This window comes from Streptomyces sp. NPDC016469, assembly GCF_040632905.1.
Classification (GTDB): domain Bacteria; phylum Actinomycetota; class Actinomycetes; order Streptomycetales; family Streptomycetaceae; genus Streptomyces.
In genome coordinates, this window is record NZ_JBEYCQ010000010.1 from 41899 (window position 1) to 60673 (window position 18775).

11 protein-coding genes are annotated in these 18775 nt (G+C 70.3%); 6 read left to right on the forward strand and 5 right to left on the reverse strand.

Going from position 1 to position 18775, the window contains the following annotated elements:
• Positions 1-34 precede the first annotated feature (34 nt).
• Together ABZ565_RS13630 and ABZ565_RS13635 are read left to right on the forward strand one after the other, a co-directional pair.
• Positions 35-3322 (forward strand): AAA domain-containing protein, encoded by a 3288-nt coding sequence (locus ABZ565_RS13630; RefSeq protein ID WP_361024885.1) that lies wholly within the window; start codon positions 35-37, stop codon positions 3320-3322.
• 67 nt (positions 3323-3389) lie between these two features.
• Entirely contained in the window at positions 3390-4634 is a 1245-nt protein-coding gene (locus ABZ565_RS13635; RefSeq protein ID WP_361024888.1) for a cytochrome P450, read from the forward strand.
• A 27-nt stretch (positions 4635-4661) separates the two neighbouring features.
• Here the strand turns inward: ABZ565_RS13635 and ABZ565_RS13640 are convergent, their stop codons facing one another.
• Positions 4662-5978, reverse strand: a complete 1317-nt coding sequence (locus ABZ565_RS13640) for an MFS transporter (RefSeq protein WP_361024891.1) — start codon at positions 5976-5978, stop codon at positions 4662-4664.
• A 158-nt stretch (positions 5979-6136) separates the two neighbouring features.
• Here ABZ565_RS13640 and ABZ565_RS13645 point away from each other — a divergent pair, with 158 nt between their 5' ends.
• Positions 6137-9151, forward strand: coding sequence for a BTAD domain-containing putative transcriptional regulator (locus tag ABZ565_RS13645; RefSeq protein WP_361024894.1), 3015 nt, complete (start codon positions 6137-6139; stop codon positions 9149-9151).
• Between the two features lie 72 nt (positions 9152-9223).
• On the opposite strand, the gene ABZ565_RS13650 is transcribed toward ABZ565_RS13645, so the two are convergent.
• The 4 genes from ABZ565_RS13650 to ABZ565_RS13665 form a co-directional block, all read right to left on the reverse strand.
• A complete protein-coding gene (locus tag ABZ565_RS13650; protein WP_361024897.1) occupies positions 9224-10849 on the reverse strand; it encodes a glycosyl hydrolase family 18 protein in 1626 nt (541 codons plus the stop codon).
• Between the two features lie 613 nt (positions 10850-11462).
• Complete coding sequence (locus tag ABZ565_RS13655) at positions 11463-11756, reverse strand: putative quinol monooxygenase (RefSeq protein ID WP_361025277.1); 294 nt, start codon at positions 11754-11756, stop codon at positions 11463-11465.
• Positions 11757-11788: 32 nt separating this feature from the next.
• A complete protein-coding gene (locus tag ABZ565_RS13660) occupies positions 11789-14350 on the reverse strand; it encodes a GH32 C-terminal domain-containing protein (RefSeq protein ID WP_361024900.1) in 2562 nt (853 codons plus the stop codon).
• Between the two features lie 214 nt (positions 14351-14564).
• A complete protein-coding gene (locus ABZ565_RS13665) occupies positions 14565-15527 on the reverse strand; it encodes a carbohydrate kinase (protein WP_361024903.1) in 963 nt (320 codons plus the stop codon).
• Between the two features lie 246 nt (positions 15528-15773).
• Here ABZ565_RS13665 and ABZ565_RS13670 point away from each other — a divergent pair, with 246 nt between their 5' ends.
• The 3 genes from ABZ565_RS13670 (at position 15774) to ABZ565_RS13680 (ending at position 18749) form a co-directional block, all read left to right on the forward strand.
• Positions 15774-16796, forward strand: a complete 1023-nt coding sequence (locus ABZ565_RS13670; protein ID WP_361024905.1) for a sugar ABC transporter substrate-binding protein — start codon at positions 15774-15776, stop codon at positions 16794-16796.
• A 127-nt stretch (positions 16797-16923) separates the two neighbouring features.
• Positions 16924-17919: an ABC transporter permease gene (locus ABZ565_RS13675; protein WP_361024908.1), complete on the forward strand. Its 996-nt coding sequence runs from the start codon at positions 16924-16926 to the stop codon at positions 17917-17919.
• On the forward strand, positions 17916-18749 hold the full coding sequence (locus ABZ565_RS13680) for an ATP-binding cassette domain-containing protein (protein ID WP_361024911.1): 834 nt from the start codon (positions 17916-17918) through the stop codon (positions 18747-18749). The genes ABZ565_RS13675 and ABZ565_RS13680 overlap by 4 nt, the downstream gene beginning before the upstream one ends.
• Positions 18750-18775 lie beyond the last annotated feature (26 nt).

The following is an 18775-nucleotide window of genomic DNA, read 5'->3' on the forward strand; positions in this document are numbered from 1 at the left end:
AGGCAACCGGGCGGGGCTCATCGGGGGGCGACGGATGGGATGGCGCGAGGAGATCGCCTCGGCGCTCGGCGAGTGGATCGCCGTCGAGGGGGGCGCGGGCAGGCAGCCGCGCTGGCAGCTCGTGGGCCGGGCGGCCCGGACCGGTGAACCGGGCTGTTACGTGGTCGACCTGCGCGGCTCCGACATCGGACCGGACCAGCTGGACGCCCTGAGGCTGGCCGGACCGGACGACGACGGCATCGAGACCAAGGGCTTCGCCGCCTCCGAAGCCGTCCAGAACGGTTCCCTGCTCACCCTGCGGGTTCCGGAGTTCGCCGAGGTCACCGACCCTCATCTCTGGATGCTCAAGCAGCCCCCCACCTTCCTGATCGAGGCCCTGCGCGACGGCATCACGGGGCTGGGCGAGCATCCCCTCGCCACTGCCCTGGCTACCGCGACGATCGGCGGCTCCTCGGCCCACGCCGTCGCGCCGCCGGGCTTCCATCCCGCCCAGGCGGACGCCTACCGGGCCTGCCTCGGCGAGGGCGTACACCTGGTGTGGGGGCCACCCGGCACCGGAAAGACCACCGTGCTCAAACGGGCCATCGGCGACCTGATCGCCCAGGGCCGGCGCGTGCTGCTGGTGTCGGCGACGAACATCGCCGTGGACAACGCCCTGCTGGGCGTCGTACGCGAGAAGCGCCACCGGTCCGGTGACATCGTCCGGGTGGGGCCGCCGCACCTGCGCGAGGTGGCCGACGACCCCTCGGTCTCCCTGCCCCTCATGGTCAGGGCCCGGCTGGCCGAGGCAGCGGAGCGGCGCACGGAGCTGGAGACGGCACTCGCCGGCATCGGCGAGCGGGCCCGGCAACTGGCGGCGCTGGAAAGCAGCCTCGAAGGATTCGACGCCCCGGCGTACTTCGCGGCGCTGAAGTTCGTGCGGACGCCCGGGCAGGACGTGGCCGCCACGCGGGCCCGGGCGACGGCGGCGGAGGAGCGGCTCGTCGGGGCGGCCCAACGCCTGGAACGTCTCGCCGACGCCGTCGGGACGGCCCGAGCACGCCGTAAGGCCGCCGAAGCGGCGAAGGCCCGCTGGCGCGAAGCCGACGGTCTCGCCGAGGAGATCGACCGGGTACGCGAGGCCGCGCAGAACAAGGAGACCGACGCCCTGCTGGCCGACGACCGCCGCCGCGCCCTGGAGCTGCGCCTGAAGGATCTCGCGGGCCAGGGCATCGTCGGCAGGTGGAAGCACCGTGACACGATCATGGACCTTCAGGACCGGCTGGCGGACGCCCGGCAGGCGGCCTCCGAAGCCCGCACGGCAGCGGAGGAGGCCCGCGCCACCGCCGCCGCCCACATCGCCCGGCTCAACGCCCGGATGGAAGCGACGACCGGAACAATCCCGCTCACCCGGGGGCAGATCGCCCGCATCGACGCCGACGCGGCGTCGCTCCTGGCCGAGACCGAGGAGGCGGAGCGGCAGGCACGCGCCCTTGAGAAGGATGCCGTCCGGGCCTCCGAGACCGCGGCCCGCGCCCGGAAGGCCCACGCCCTGGCCGAGGAGGCCGCCGCGCGGGGCTGGCCGGCCCTCCACGACCGGGCCGAACGGCTGCGTCCCGAGGCGACCGCCGGCCTCACCCGGCGTCCGGAGCTGGAGAAGCGGTACAAGCTGGCGCAGGAGGAGTACGACCGGCTCGCCCGCAACGCCCAGGGCGAGATCATCAAGTCGGCCAGGCTGGTCGCCACGACCCTGGCCCGGTTCCGCACCAACCGGACGGTCCTGGAGGGGCCGTACGACGTGGTGCTCGTGGACGAGGCGGGTGCCGCGACCCTTCCCGAAGTCCTGCTCGCCACCGGCAAGGCGGACCGGGCGGCCGTTCTGCTCGGGGACTTCATGCAGCTCGGACCGGTGATCCCGCCGGCCCTCGGCAACAACGACCGCCCGGACATCAAGCGGTGGCTGCAGCCGGACGTCTTCCAGCACTGCGGCATCCATGAACCGGCGGACGCCGAGGCGCACCCGTCGTGCGTCACGCTCACCGAGCAGCACCGGTTCGGCCCCGCCGTCATGCGCCTGGCCAACGACCTCGCGTACGGCGGTGTCCTCTCGGGCGGCCCCCAGGTGCGGCGGCAGCGGCCGGACAACGACCCCGAGATCGTCCTCATCGACACCGACGGCCTGGACGAGCTGGCGCGCGCCCACCCGACCGGGAGCCGCAAAGGCTGGTGGCCCGCCGGGTCGCTCATCGCCCGGGCTCTGGTGGAGCTCCACCGCGAGCAGGGCGAGGACGCCGGCATCGTCACACCGTACGGCGTCCAGGCCGAGGCCACTCTGGAGGCACTGCGCGACGTGGAGGACGCGGGGCGCCCGCTCGCGGAGGTCGGCACGGCCCACCGGTTCCAGGGCCGGGAGTTCGACGTCGTCGTCTTCGACACGGTGGAGGGCAGCGGCGACAGCCGTGAACTGTGGATGGCCCTCGCTCACCGGCAGCCCGGGGCCGACGCCTGGCACCGCAACGGCCTCCGCCTGTTCAACGTGGCGGTGACCAGGACGAAGACCCGGCTTTACGTCGTCGCCGGCGGCGCCCGCGTCAGGAACGCCAAGCCCGGAACGGCCCTGGCCCGGCTCGCCGCGCTGATCGGCTGCCCCGGCGTCCGGGTCCTGAAGGCCAACCACCTCGTCGCCCCGCCGACGGCTCCGGTCCCCCGCGGCACGTTCGGCACGGCCCTGGCGGAGGTCCTGGGCCGGCATGTGGAGGTGACCGACGTCCATGACGAGACGACGTTCTACGACACCTTCGCAGAGGAGATCAACCGCGCACAGCACTCCCTGTGGCTGTGGGCACCGTGGGTCGCCAGGCGCCTCCGTTCCCTGCTGCCCGCCCTCGCGGCCGCGTCCGGCCGAGGCGTACGGATCACGGTCTTCATCCGCGACGACACCGACCACTTGCAGCACAAGCCCGCGAACCAGGCTCTGATCGCCGATCTCCGCGCCGTGGCCCACACGGTGGTCCCGATGAACGTCATGCACCAGAAGATCGCGGTCTTCGACGAGTCGACCGTGCTTCTCGGCAGTCTCAACGCCCTGTCCCAGAGCTGGACAAGGGAGGTGATGGTCACGATGCGCGGCGCGCACTTCGCCCGCAAGCTGCTCGCACACGAACACGCGAAAACCTTCTCCCGCCCACCGAAGTGCGGCCGGTGCGGGGGCACGGAGATCGAGATCCGGCGCCGGAGGAACGGCAACTGGTTCTGGCGCTGTTACGCCACCGCGTGCAAGACGACCGCTACCGGCCGTTCCCACGCCTGGACGCAGGACATACGCCTACGAGGCAGCCGTTGACTCCCTCGGCCCCCGCGCACGGCCGCATCTCAGGCCGTCCCCTCCCCTCCGAAGACCTGGAGCTGCGTTGAACACGTCACCGGTCAACCCCGGGGCCGACCGTCCGTACCGGCTCGACCCGGCCGGGGGTTGCCCGCACGCACCCAACGCACGGCTGCTGGCGCAAGGGGCGGTCGCCCCGGTGGTCCTTCCCGGCGAGGTACGCGGGATGGCGGTGCTGGGCCACGACGTGCTGAAGGAATTCCTGGCGCACCCCGATGTCGCCAAGAACGCACGGCACTTCGCGGCGCTCCAGGCCGGGGAGATAGCCGACGGCTGGCCGCTGAAGACCTTCGCCACGGTGCAGGGGATGACGACCGCGGACGGCGACGACCACCGGCGGCTGCGGTCGCTGATGGGCAAGGCGTTCACGGCCCGCCGGGTCGAGGAACTGCGCCCTTACGTGGCGGAGCTGACGGCCCGTCTGCTCGACGGCCTGGAGGAGGCCGCCGCCGAGGACGGGGCGGCCGATCTGCGTGCCCACTTCGCGCTGCCGCTGCCCATGGGCGTCATCTGCGAACTGCTGGGCGTGGACGAGGCCCACCACGACCGGCTCCACCACCTCTCCAACCAGCTCGTAGCCACGGACATCGGCCCGGCCGAGGTGATGGCGGCCAACCGGGAGACGGCGGAGACCCTGAGTGCGGTCGTAGCCGCGAAAGCCGCCGATCCGGGGAACGACCTCACCAGCGCGATGATCGCGGCCCGTGAGGAGGACGGCGACCGATTCAGCCCTCAGGAGCTGATCGGCACACTCATGCTGACCATCGTCGCGGGGCACGAGACCACGCTGAACCTGATCACCAACGCCGTACGCGCCCTGTGCGCCCACCGGGACCAGCTCGACCTGGTGCTCTCCGGCTCGGCGAGCTGGGCCGACGTCGTGGAGGAGACCCTGCGCTGGGACAGCCCGGTCAGCTACTTCCCGTTCCGCTACCCGACCCGGGACCTGACCCTCGACGGCACCCTGATCCCCCGGGGCACGCCGGTCCTCGCGGGCTATTCGGCGGCCGGTCGTGACACCCGGGCCCACGGCCCGGACGCGGCAACCTTCGACATCACCCGCACCGGCCCCCGCCACCTCTCCCTGGGGCACGGCGCCCACTACTGCCTGGGCGCGCCCCTGGCCCGCCTGGAAGCCACCACGGCCCTGGAACAGCTCTTCACCCGCTTCCCGGCCCTGGACCTCGCCGCCCCGGACCCGGAACTGCCGCGCCACCGCTCGTTCGTGGGCAACAGCGTGCGGAGGCTGCCGGTACGGCTGCGGGGTTGAGACGGGCGCCCCGGAACCCGTGCGGGGTCACGCGTCCCCCGGCGTGGCGGGCAGGTCGCGTCGTGCGCGCAGCGGTCCGGCGAGAAGCAGCAGGGGGGTGACGGCGAGTCCGGCGGTCAGCAGCCACAGCGTCGGCCGCAGTCCGAGTGCCGTGCCGAGCACTCCGCCGAGCAGGGAGCCGAACGGGATGGCGCCGAAGCTCGCCACCGAGATGCAGGCCGTGACGCGGCCGAGGAGCCGTGCCGGGCAGTACTGCTGGCGGAAGGCGCCCTGGATCACGTTGGCGAGCACCACGCCGAGTGCGAGCAGGGCGTTGCCCGTCACGAGCGCGGCGAGGCTCCAGCCCTTGCCGCCCATCGGGATCAGGAGGCCGAAGGGTGCCGTGGAGGCGGTGGCGACCAGCAGGCCGCGGGCGGTGCCCCAGCGGGCGGTCACCTGCTTGACGCCGAGCGCGCCGAGGATGCCGCCGACGCTGCTGGAGGCCATGAGCCAGCCGATGGCGCCCTCCGGGACGTCCAGTTCCCGGATCAGGAACACCGGCATGATCGCCTGATACGCCGTCAGCAGGAGGTTGGTGACGGTGCCGTAGGCGGTCAGTACCCGCAGGTACGGGTCGCGCACGGTGTGGCGCAGGCCCTCGCCGACCTCCCGGCGCAGCAGAGCGCGTTCGGCCGGGGGCTCGGGCGTCCGCTCCCGGCTGCGGATGCCGAGCAGGCACAGCGCCGAGACGACGAAGGTGCAGGCGTTGACGAGCAGTCCGGAGACGGCGCCGAAGCCCTGGGCGAGGAGGCCGCCGCCGCCGAGGCCCGCCACCTGCGCCACCGACTCGCTGCCCTGGAGCCGGGCGTTGGCCTGCTGGAGGCTGCCACGGTCCACGATCGACGGCAGGTAGACCTTGTAGGAGATGCCGAAGAACACCGCGGCCAGGCCGTTGAGGAGGCCCACCACGAGGAGCTGGGTCATGGTGAGGACCCCGAGCCAGGCGGCGACCGGGACGCTGGCGAGCAGCACGACCGAGGAGGCGTTGCAGACCAGCATCAACGGGCGGCGCCGCATCCGGTCCACCCAGGCCCCGGCCGGCAGGCCGATCAGCAGCCAGGGCAGCCAGGGCAGCCAGGGCACGGCGGCCAGCACGCTGACCGCGAGCGTGCCGGCGTCCAGGGTGACCACGGCCACCAGCGGCATCGCGACGGTGGTGATGTTGATGCCGACGCGGTTGGTGGTCTCGCCGAACCACAGCAGGCGGAAGTCGCGGTGCCCGGCGAGCCCGGCCGGGCTGAGTGCCGCCCGCCGCCGCGCCTTCTGCGGCAGCGTGTCGGGGCCGGGTGCGGGATCGGAACTCATCGGTGCCTCCTCAAGGGGTGTCTGCCACGGAAGGAGAGTGGACGAGGCCGTTCCCGAACCGTTCCCGGCGCGGTACCGCGCCCTTTGGCGGGACGTTAAGATCGCCTCCGCGCGAAGCGGATCGCTCGGCGGCAGCGCAACCCAGGGGGAGGTCGGCGGTGACGGCGGCGCCAGGAGAACGGCTTCGGTTCAACGTCCTCGGCCCCATGGAGGGATGGTCGAACGGCGTACGGCTGAGACTCGGCGGGGTCATCCAGGAACGGGTTCTGGCCACTCTGCTGCTCGACCTCGGAAAGGTCCTTCCGGTCACCCGGCTGGTAGCGGCGGCCTGGGACGGGGACCCGCCGGCCACGGCGTCCCACCAGGTCCGCAAGGCCGTGGCGGACCTGCGGAAACGCATACCCGGCGGCGCGGACGTCCTGCTCACCGACGGTCCCGGCTATCGCCTGGTGCTGGAGGACGACCAGAGCGACCTGGCCGCATTCGGAGTGCTGGTCCGGAAGGCGAAAAGCGCCGTGGCCGGACATCGGCTTCCGGAAGCTGCCGAGATCCTGCGCTCCGCACTGGCGCTGTGGCGCGGGTCCGTTCTCTCGGGTACGGGTGGCCCGGTCGTCGAAGCCGCCGCGACGGCCATCGAGGAACACCGGCTCGGCGTCTGGGAGGAGTACCTCGCACTGCGCCTCTCCCTGGGCGAGTCCGCGGAACTCATTCCGGACCTGCGGGCGTTGACGTCCCAGCACCCGTTGCGGGAGACCTTGCGAAGCCAGTTGATGCTGGCGCTGTACCGGTCCGGACGGCAGGCCGAGGCGCTGGTGGAGTACGGGAAGGTGCGGGAGCTGCTGGCCGGGGAGCTCGGCGTCGACCCCGGTCCGCAGCTCACCAGGCTCTACGAGGACATCCTGCGCGAGAACCCGGTGCCGGGCGGCCCCGGGCCCGCCGCACCGACGCCGCCCGCCCCGCTCCCGGTCGCACCGCCGTGCACCCTGCCCCACGACCTGGCGGACTTCACCGGCCGCGAGGCGGAACTGGCCGACCTGCTGCGCCGGGCGACGCACAGGGACGTGCGGGGCCCCCGGATCGTGGCGCTCGACGGCATGGGCGGCAGCGGCAAGACCTCGCTGGCGGTACGGGCCGCCCACCGGCTGGTCGACGCGTACCCGGACGGCCAACTCCACATCGATCTGCGCGGTTACACCCCCGGTGACCAGCCGGTGTCCACCGGCGCCGCGCTGGACGGCCTGCTCCGGGCGCTCGGCGTCCCCGGTGACCGCATCCCCGACGACACGGCCGGGCGCACCGCGCTGTGGCGGGCCAGGCTCAGCGGCAAGCGGCTGCTGATCCTGCTCGACAACGCGGCCGACGCCGCCGGGGTCCGTCCGCTGCTGCCCGCCGGCAGCGGCTGCCTGGTGCTGCTCACCAGCCGCAGCCGGCTGATCGACCTGGACGGCGTGGACTGGATCTCGCTCGGCGTGATGTCGCCGCGCGAGAGCGCCGCGCTCGTCACCGAGACCCTGGGCCCGGAGCGGGTCGCCGCCGAGCCGGAAGCCGCCGCCGAGCTGACCCGCCTCTGCGACCATCTGCCGCTCGCGCTGCGCATCGCGACCGCCCGGCTGCGCAACCGGCCCCGCTGGACGCTGCGTTACCTCACGGAGCGGCTGCGGGACGAGACGCGCCGGCTGGACGAGTTCAGCGCCGGCACCCGCAGCGTCTCCGCCACCCTGCGGCTGTCGTACCAGGTGCTGGACGAGGAGAGCCGCGCCGCGTTCCGCGTCCTGTCGCTGCACCCGGGCGGCGACATCAACGTGTACGCGGCGGCGGCGCTGCTCGACTGCGGCACCCGGGACGCCGAGGACGTCCTGGAGCGGCTGCTCGACGTGCACCTGCTGCGCCAGCCGGACATCGGGCTGTATTCCTTCCACGACCTGGTGCGCAGCTTCGCGCAGAGTCTGTTCGACGCCGACGAAGCCCGCCGCGAGGAGGCGGGGGCCTCCGTGGAACGGCTGCTCCGCTACTACCTCACCGCGACCGAGGTGGCCTGCGGTGTCCTCTACCCCGGACGCCGTCACCGTCCCACCGGCGTCGAGGAGTCCGTGGCGGACCTGCCCGGCCTCGGCGACGCGGAGCGGGCGCAGACCTGGTTCACCCAGGAGCAGGACGCGCTGCTGGCCGCGGTGACCCTGGCCGAGCGGCGGGGCCTGGACCGGTACGTGGTCGGCCTGAGCCGCAACCTCGCCTTCCAGCTCAACTCGCGGGGCTACCTGGAGGAGTTCGGTGCCACCGGGCGGGCGTCGGTGGCGGCGGCGAAGCGGCTGGGCGACCCGGCGCTGCTGGGCATGAGCCTGTCCAACCTGGGGGTCGCCTGCTGGCGGCTGGGCCGGTTCGAGGAGGGACTGGAGGCGGCGAGGGAGGGCCGCGACCTCGCCGCCCGGATCGGCGACCGGCACACCGAGGCGCACAGCGAGTGCACCCTCGGCCAGTTCAACAGCCTGCTCGGCAACTTCCCCGAGGCGCTGACCCACCTGCGGCGGGCGATCGCCCACGAACAGGAACTGGGCATCCCGCGCGCCGAGGCGGACGGCCTCACCCTGCTCAGCACGCTCTACGAGCAGTGGGGCCGGCACGAGGAGGCCGCGGCGGCCGCATTGCGCGCGGTCGAACTCCAGTCGGCACTGGGCCAGTTCGAGAACCAGTTCACCGCCTTCACCGACCTCGCCTTCGCCTACGCCGGCCTGGGCAGGTGGGAGGACGCGGCCCTCACTCTGGACCGGGCCCGCGCCCACCTGAACGAGGGCGCCGATCCCGGCAACGCGGCAGTGACCCTGGCCCTGTCGGCCGACGTGGACCAGCACATCGGGCGGCCGCCGCACGTCCCGGACCTGGCGGACCAGGCCCTCCAACTGGTGGCGGCGAACGCGTCACCGCTGCGGCGTGCCAAGGTGGAGAACATCGTGGGGCGCCTGCGCAGACGGCAGGGCGACCACCACGCCTCCCGCGAACTGCACGCCAGTGCCCTGGAGTTGGCCGCCTCAATGAACTACCGGATCGAGGAGGCGTACGCCCTGAGCGGCCTGGCGGACGCGACGGACGACGACACGGACGCCGCCGGCCACCGGGCCGTGGCGGAGGAGTTGTTCGCGCGGATGGGCGTCCCGCCGGACCGGCGCCGTCGCTGAGCGGGCCCGACGATTCCGGACGCGGTGGGACAGGGTGACGCGCCCGGCCCCGGCGGGCCGGACGCCTCGGACCTAGCGGTTCTGCAGGGACTTGACGTTGTTGCCGAAGGACCAGCCCTTTGAGCCGTCCCAGTTCAGGGACCACGTCATGAGGCCCTTGAGCGAGCCGTTGAACGTGTTCCACGCCTGGCCGACCTGGCTGGGCGCCATGTAACCGCCGCCCGCGCCGGGCTGGGCCGGCAGACCGGGCACCTGCTTGTCGTAGGGCACCTTGATCGTGGTGCCCTGGATGGTCAGGCCGTTGTTGAGGCAGGTGGTCTGAGCGGCGAAGCCCTCCACCGTGCCGGCCTGGTACGAGTCGCCCGAGCAGCCGTACATGCTGCCGTTGTAGTACTGCATGTTGAGCCACCACAGCCGGCCGTTGTCGGCGTACTTCTTGATGATCGGCAGGTAGGCGCCCCAGATGGACCCGTAGGTGACGCTGCCGCCGGTGACGTACGCGGTCTCGGGCGCCATCGTGAGCCCGAAGCCCGCCGGCATCCTGGCCAGCACACCGTCGATGATGCGGATCAGGTTGGACTGGGAGGCGGACAGCGTGTTGATGTTCCCGCTGCCGGACAGACCGGTTTCGATGTCGATGTCGATCCCGTCGAAGTTGTACTTCTTGAGGATCGGGACGACCGTCTCCACGAAGCGGTCGGCGACCTTGCTCGACGACAGGTCGATGCCCGCAGCCGCACCGCCGATGGACATCAGGAGCGTGGCGCCGTTCGCCTTGGCCTCACACATCTCCGCCGGCGTCGACACCTTCACACCCGCGTCCATGCCGTCCTCCCACAGGACGGTTCCGTCCGAGCGGATCACCGGGAAGGCGGCGTTGATGACGTTGTAGCCGTGCTGGGCGATCCGGCTGTCGGTGATGGGGACCCAGCCCATGCCGGGGTGCACCCCGTTCGAGGCGCCGTCCCAGTTCTCCCAGTACCCCTGGAGCACCTTGCCGGCCGGCTTGGGCTTCGTGGCACAGGTGGCGTCGCCCGGCGGGTCGGTGGGCGGCGGTGTCGTCGGCGGGTCGGTGGGCGGAGGCGTGGTCGGCGGATCAGTGGGCGGTGGCGTCGTGCCACCGGGACCGGTGAGCGACACGTCGTCGGCGACGTACGCGGGCGTCCCGTACCAGCCGTGCAGGTAGACCGTCACCGATGTGGTGTTCGCACCGGTGGTGAAGTCGACGCTCAGCTCGCTGTACGAGGTGGAGCTGGGCGTCCAGGTCGACGGCTCGCTGGTGGCTCCCGTACCGCTGGCGCCGAGGTAGACGTAACTGCCCTGGACGAAGGCGCTCAACGTGTACGTCGAGTTGGGCTGCACGCTGACGGTCTGGGTGCACTGGGCATTGCCCAGGCCGGACGGCGTGGCCTTCAGCGCGGACGAGCCGGAGTGCGCCGGACTGCTGGTGACCGCACCGGAACCATTGGCGCAGGTCCAGCCGGAAAGGCCGCTCTCGAAGCCCGAGTTGGTCACCAGGTTGGTCGTGGCGGCATCGGCCGGACCGGTGCCGGCCATGGTGACGCCGGCACCGATGACGGCGGCGGCACTCACCCCGGCGAGCGTACGGGTCAGGGCGGTCGAGCCGGGCCGGGTCCGGACGGCGGTCGCATGCCCGTCACCCGCTTCAGGGAGAGCCCGAATCCTCCGACGGAACATACTGTGCTCCATTCTCGCCCCGCGCCACTGGCGTGGGCGTGCGTGAGGGGTCGTCGCCGCACGGCCCGGGATGAACTGGGGAAACGCGGTGTGGCGATCGACGGGAGCGTAGAAGCGGGGACCGGGCCCGTCAATAGGTCTGGACCAAAGATGGACGACTGCGGGATGCCGCTCTTGCCAGAAGTTGACAAACCCAGCACCGGCCGCCGAATCGCTTGAACGCGAGCCGGCTCCATGCGAGGGTGCGGCCTGTCAGGCGGCACGACATGCGTGCGCCCCTGCGGCCCATGCCGCAGGGGCGCGTCGTACAGAACGGTGAGCAGCCCCAGCCCCTGGCCCACCCGGTCCAGGGGCGCTACTCAGCAGGCTCCAGAATCGCCACGCACTCCGCATGATGCGTCGTCGCGAAACACGTGGAAGGGAAACGTGTGGAAGTCGTCGCAGGTCAGCGGCACACATGAGGAAGCCTGAACGACTGGCCGTGGTGCGTTACGTGCGCTGCGGACATCACGTGCGCGAATCCGACGCACGCCGCCGGCCGCGCTCGGCGGATCCCGACCTGTGGAGCTGCGAGGACGGGGTTCGCGGTCGCAGGCCAACAGACATCATGTCGTCAGGACCCGGGAACGAGGAAGGTCAGGCCGGAGGCGGGCTCCTCGATCAGCGGGGCGAGGGCGGAGTTGAAGGGGTCGGCGTACTGAGCCGTGAGGTGGCGTTGGAAGGCGGCCTCGTCCTGGTACGCCTCGAAGATGAGGTAGGCACGAGGGCTGGACGCGTTGGTGTAGACATCAAAGGACAGGTTGCCGACCTCCTTGCGCACTGTCTGGGCGTACTCCCGCAGGAGGTGTGCGACCTCGTCCTCCGCTCCTTCGCAGGCGGTGAACTCGGCGAGCAGGGTCTTCTTCACGTTCGGGCCTTTGCGGTCGGGGGTCACTCGCGTCACTTCCGGGAGGATGCGAGGTGCCAGACGCGGGCGCGGTCCAGCTTGACCGAGCCGTTCTCGGCGAAGACCTCCAATCCCTGACTGGAGGGGTCAGGGAAGATCTGGTCCGTGATCACCGCGTCACCGCTACCGCCGAACACCTCAACGGATGACCAGTCGACCACGACCCGCAGCTTCACCTTTCCGTTCACGGCGTGCAGGGGCGCCCGCTGGACGCCGGCGAAGGTGTCGCTGAAGTCCACGGCACCGGACCGGGTCCGGTCGACGTACAGCTCCTGCGTCGTGGTGTCGTATCCGATGACGGTCTCCTCTCCGCCGACGCCGGTGCGCACCTTGATGCCGAACCGCTCGGCGTCCTCGAGGGAGAAGGCCGCCTCGACATCGAGGGCCTTGCCCTGACCCGCGCCGCGACCCAGGGGCTGTGACGTGCTGGTCACCGTGATGCCGGCCGACACCGCCGGGCGACCCTCTCGCAGGGAGGTCAAGCTCCTCACCGGCTCGCTGGTCAGCTTGATCCGGCCGTCCACGGTGCGCAGGGCCATCTGGCGGGGGATGCTCTGGGCGCTGCGCCAGGGGGAGGTGGGGAGGGAACCGCTGTAGTCCCAGTTGTTCATCCAGCCGATCATGTTCCGCTTGTCGCCCGGTGCGTTCTCCCAGGACACGGCCGCATAGTAGTCCTTGCCGTAGTCGGCCCAGTCGGCGCGCTGCACGGCGGACTTGGCGGGTGTTGGCGCGGCGGTGAACTGGTCGGCCATGATCTGGCCCCAGCCGCTGGTGTTCATGTCGACGATCTGGATCCGTGCCCTCTTACCGGCGTACGGGCGCATGTCGATGGAGGCCCAGTCCAGCGTCTCGCTGTTGGAGCCGGTGGCGCTGCCGACGACCTTGCCGTCGACGACCAGGTTGACCGCCGTCTCCCGGGAGATCGGCTGGGCCCGGGTGTCGGAGAGCACGATGTGGTCGACGTTGATGTGGCCCCAACCGCTGGTGTTCTCGTCGACGATCTTGATCTGCGCCTGCTTGCCGATGAGTTCGCGGACATCCCAGGCGTCCCAATTGAGTGCCTCGCCGTCGTGCCCGGTGGCGCTGCGCACCGTCTTGCCGTCGACGAGAAGTTCGACGGCGGTGGGCGCGGCCTGGCTCGCAGGATGGTTGCCGCCGCCGATGAGGAAGTCGACGTAGTCCTTGTCGATGGTGAATTCCGGCGAGGTGAGGCTGCCGGTCGAGCCGTCGCCGTTGAGGAACGAGTTGGCCAGACCACTGCCGAGGAAGCCGGTGACCTCCTGCTGGCCCGCGTGGCTGCCGGTGGCCGGGGCGGTTCCGAAGGCGTCGCCCGTGACCGTCCAGTTGCCGTAGGTGCCGCCTTCGAAGTCGGTGAGGATCGTTCCCTCCGGCACGGGTCCCCGTTCCTGCACGGTGCCCGCCTGGTGGGGATGGCGTCCACCGGCGACCTTGAAGTTGAGGTACGGGCTGTCGACGGTGAAGGGCGGGGAGGACAGGGTGCCGGTGCCGGCGTCGCCCGCGTGGAAACTGTTGGCGAAGCTCTTGCCCTCGAAGCCGCTGACGGGTCCCTGCCCGGTCAGCGCCCCGGCCGTGGGTCCCTGGCCGAATGCGTTGCCGGTGGCTGTCCATGCACCGAAGTCGGGGTTCTCGAAGTCCTGCATGACGGTGCCGGTGGGCGGGGTGTAGGAGCCCTTGTCGTCGGCGGTGAACTTCGTGCCGTCGAAATCACCGACGAAGTACTGGGCGCCCGAGCCGCCGGCGATGCCGCCGGGGTTGATGTTGACGACGAGGACCCATTTGATCTTCTTTTTGTTCCCGTCGACCGCGAGGGGGAACAGGTCGGGGCATTCCCACACGCCGCCCGTCGCCCCGGCCGGCCCGAACTCGCTGAGCAGGTCCCAGTTCTTGAGATTCTTCGAGGAGTAGAACTGCACCTTGTGCTCGGTGGAGAGGGACACCGTCATCAGCCAGGTCTTGGTCGGGGCGTACCACTGGACCTTGGGGTCGCGGAATTCCTTGGAGCCGATGTCGATGACGGGATTGCCGTCGTACTTGGTGAACGTACGTCCGCGGTCGTTGCTGTAGGCGAGCGACTGGGCCTGGGTGCCGGTGCTCTTGTCGTAGCTGGTGTAGATCGCCACCATGGGCGGGTTCTTCTTCGTTCCGAAGCCGGTGGTGTTGCTCCAGTCGATGACCGCGCTGCCGGAGAACACCATCTCCTTGTCGTCGTGGGACAGGGCGAGCGGCAGCTCCTCCCAGTGCATGAGGTCGGTGCTCACCGCGTGTCCCCAGGACATGTCGCCCCAGGAGTTGCCGCTGGGGTTGTACTGGTAGAAGAGGTGGTACTCGCCCTTGTAGTACACCAGTCCGTTGGGGTCGTTCATCCAGTTCTTCTGCGGCGTGTAGTGGAACTGGGGCCGGTAGGTCTCCGTATACGGCCGGGTTCCGGCGGCGACGGCCTGAGGTGCCAGCAGTGCGGCGGACATGGCGCAGACGGTCGCCGTCGCGGCGATCATCCGCGTGCGGGCATGCCGGGGTACGCGTCTTGAGGTCATGGTGTCTCCTGGGCTGCGGCCGTTCCCGCGGCCGGGTGGTTCCCGGCGCGGGGAGGGAACGAAAGGGGAGTACTGCCGGCGCTGTGACAGCGCGTCAACGAGTGTCATCGTTGACTTATGTCAGCGATGACATCTGATGCGGCCGATGATGGACACACTCCGGCCGACGCGTCAACGGCTGGGACGCCTTTCCGTCGCTCGAACGGACCGCCTGTCACGCGATGATCTGTGAGGCGCGCTGCGGCAGTTGGCTCAGCCACGGAGGGTTCGGACCGGCGACCGAGCAGGTCAAGGCCGCGACATGGGCGGCGAACCGACAGGCTTCCGCCACCGCGTCCAGACGGAGATCGGTCAGCCGCCCCCCGAGGAGGCCACGTGCGCCCAGGTGGTGCAGCAGACCCGCCGTGAAGGAGTCACCAGCCCCGACCGTATCGACGACCCGCGTCGCCACGCCCGGCACATGCATCCGCTCGCCGTCCAGCGAGACAAAGGCACCATCTGCGCCACGCGTGACCACAACGAGCCGTGCGCCGGCAGCGTGCCAGACGTCGCACGCCTGCTCCAGGGGCGTTCTTGGCAGAAGGAATTCGAGGTCTTCCTCACTCAGCCGCAATATGTCCGCGAGGTCGCACCACTGCCGCAGTCTCGCGCGGTAGGACTCGGGACGCACCAGCAGCGGCCGGACGTTGGGATCAATACTGATGGTGGCTCGGGGCGAGGCAGTCGCCAGGAACTCCTCCACCGCCGCCGCCCCGGGCTCCCGGATCAGAGCGAGCGAACCCGCGTGCAGGCAGACGGTGGACGACAGGTCCACACCGGCCAGTTCAGCGCTCGACCACTGCCAGTCGGCCGTGCCTTGCGCGTGGAACGCATACGCGGCCTGCCCCTGGGCGTCCAGCTCCGCCACCGCCAACGTGCTCGGCTCCGACGCCACGACGGCCTGCGACAGATCCACCCCTGAAGCCTCCAGGTGAGCACGGAACAGCCGGCCGAAAACATCCCCGGACAGCCGCGCGAGGAAACGGGACGGAGTACCCAGCCGCGCCAGGGCCACGGCCGTGTTCGCCGGTCCACCACCAGGCAGTACATGCAGGTCCAGCTCGTTCGGAGCGCTTGCGGGCCGGGCGAACGCGTCTGCGACGCATTCACCCAGGACGGTGATCTGACGCGGGCTCATGGACTGCTCTTCTCTGACGAACGGACGGGCGAACCAGGTACGCCGCGACACGGACGTTGCGGCCGCGGGTGACCGACGGGCCGGGGACGTTGCCGATTTGTAACAGCGGCAAGGCATTGACGTGCCCGGGAAACGGAGTCCATCATCCTCGGCAAGCAGTGTCAACGATGACATAAGTCAACGATGACACCGTGGACGGCACGCTTCGTTGCCAGCAAGCCGCACGCGATTCCGCAGGAGCCCTTCATGTCTCGCACCACTCGTCCGACCCCCTCCCTGATCAGAGCCGCCGCATGCCTGGGCATCGCGGCCCTCACCCTGACGGCCTGCGGATCCGGTTCCGGATCGGATTCCGCCGGCTCCGGCTCGGGCAGCGTCAAGGTCGGCCTGATCACCAAGACCGACACCAACCCGTTCTTCGTGAAGATGAAGGAGGGGGCAGAGAAGGCCGCCAAGGACAGCGGTGCACAACTGATCACCTCAGCGGGCAAGTTCGACGGGGACAACGCCGGACAGGTCACCGCGATCGAGAACATGGTCGCCGCCGGGGTGAAGGGCATCCTGATCACCCCCAGCGACTCCAAGGCCATCGTGCCTGCCCTTGAGAAGACCCGTGCCAAGGGGATTCTGGTCATCGCCCTTGACTCCCCGACCGACCCCCAGAGCGCGGTCGACGCCCTCTTCGCCACCGACAACCTCAGGGCCGGCGAACTGATCGGCTCCTACGCCAAAGCCTCCATGAAGGGCAGGACGGCCAAGATCGCCACCCTCGACCTGGCTCCGGGCGTCGCCGTCGGTGTCCAGCGGCACAACGGCTTCCTCAAGGGCTTCGGCATCGGCGAGAAGGACCCCGCCATCGTCTGCTCCCAGGACACCGGAGGCGACCAGGCCAAGGGCCAGACCGCGATGGAGAACTGTCTGCAAAAGGCGCCCGGCATCAACGTCGTCTACACCATCAACGAGCCGGCCGCCCTCGGCGCGTACACCGCGCTGAAGGCAAAGGGCCGGGACAAGGACGTCCTGATCGTCTCCGTCGACGGCGGCTGCACCGGGACGCAGGCGGTCAAGGACGGCAAGATCGCCGCGACCTCCCAGCAGTACCCGCTGAAGATGGCCGCCGAAGGCGTCGGGGCCGTCGTGAAGTACGCCAAGGACGGCAAGAAGGCCAGCGGTTACACCGACACCGGCGTCAGCCTGATCACCGACAAGGCGCAGGCGGGGGTCGCGTCGAAGGACACCGAGTACGGCCTGGCCAACTGCTGGGGATGAGTCGCCCGCCTACCAGGCAGCCGCCGCCGAACCCCATGGACGAGGTGGCCGGCCCTGCCCCGACCGGGGACGGCCGCCCCCGTACGTCCTCCCCCGAGGACCTCTGCTTTTCCGACAAGGACTTCGTATGACAGCCACCACCGCGCCGTACGCCGATCTCGAAACACCGACCACGGCCCGCAGACTCCTCACCGCACCGACCACTGGCCCGCTGGCCGCGCTTCTTCTCGCCTGTGTGTTCTTCTCCCTGTCGACGGACCAGTTCCTCACGGGCGGAAACTTCTCGCTGGTCGTGCAGCAGGTCATGGTCGTCGGCACCCTCGCCATCGGCCAGACCCTGATCATCCTCACGGCCGGCATCGACCTGTCGTGCGGTGCCGTGATGGCGTTCGGCAGCATCGTGATCGCCAAGACGGCAGCCGAAGGCACCCTGCCCCCACTCCTCGCCATCACCACGGGCCTCGTCGTCTGCGGTGGCTTCGGCCTTCTCAACGGGCTCCTGGTCCAGAAGATCCCGCTGCCGCCGTTCATCGTGACGCTCGGCATGCTCAACGTGGCGTTCGCCCTGACGCACATCTACTCCGAAGAGCAGACCGTCACCAGCCTGCCCGGCCCGCTGACCGCGCTGGGCGAGACCTTCCCGCTCGGCGGCACGGACATCACCTACGGCTCGCTGCTCACCATCGCCCTCTTCCTGCTTCTGGCCTACGCCCTCAGCAGCACCGGATGGGGCCGGCATGTGTACGCCCTGGGCAACAGCCAGGAGGCCGCACGCCTCAACGGCATCCGCACCTCCCGTCTGACCATCGGCATCTACACCGTGGCCGGCGTCCTGTACGGTCTCGCCGCCCTGCTGCTCATCTCGCGCACCGGGGTGGGCGACCCGCAGGCGGGACAGACCGAGAACCTCGACAGCATCACCGCGGTGGTCCTCGGTGGGACCAGTCTCTTCGGTGGGCGCGGTTCGGTCCTGGGCACCTTCATCGGTGTCCTCATCGTCGGTGTCTTCCGCAACGGCCTCCAGTTGATGGGTGTGGCCTCGATCTACCAGACCCTGATCACCGGGATCCTCGTGATCCTCGCGGTGACCGTCGACCAGATGTCCCGGAGGAAATCCCGATGACCACTGCCACTCCCACCCCTGTTCTCCAGGCCCGCGGTCTGGTCAAGCGCTACGGGCAGGTCACCGCCATCGACGGCGCCGACTTCGACCTGATGCCCGGCGAGGTCCTCGCGGTCATCGGCGACAACGGAGCCGGCAAGACCAGCCTGATCAAGGCGCTCACCGGCGCGGTGACACCGGACGCGGGCGAAATCCGCCTCAACGGCGAGGTCATCCGGTTCACAGGGCCGCAGAGCGCGCGTGCCCACGGCATCGAGACCGTCTACCAGGACCTGGCGGTGGCTGCTTCGATGGACATCGCCTCGAACATGTTCCTGGGGCGTGAACTGCGCCGGCCCGGGTTCCTCGGCAACGCCTTCCGCATGCTGGACAAGAAGCGCATGCGCCAACAGGCCGCAGAGCACATGGCCGACCTCAAGATCGGACTGCGGTCGCTGACACAGGCGGTCGAAACCCTCTCCGGCGGGCAGCGGCAAGCCGTGGCCGTCGCACGTTCCGTCGCCTGGGCGCGCAGCGTCGTCGTCATGGACGAGCCCACCGCTGCCCTCGGCGTCAAGGAATCGGGGCAGGTCCTCGACCTGATCCGCCGCGTCCGCGACAAGGGCATGCCCGTCATCCTGATCAGCCACAACATGCCACACGTCTTCGAGATCGCCGACCGGATCCACGTCCACCGGCTGGGCCGTCGCGCCGCCGTGATCAAGCCCTCCGACCACACCATGGCCGAGGTCGTCGCCATTATGACCGGCGCGCTGGTCCTCGATGAGGCTGGAGGTACTGTCGTAGCGGATTCCGAGGCCGCCGAGGCAGCAGGGGTCCAGGCCACCTGACACGCGAAGAAACACTCACGGGTTCC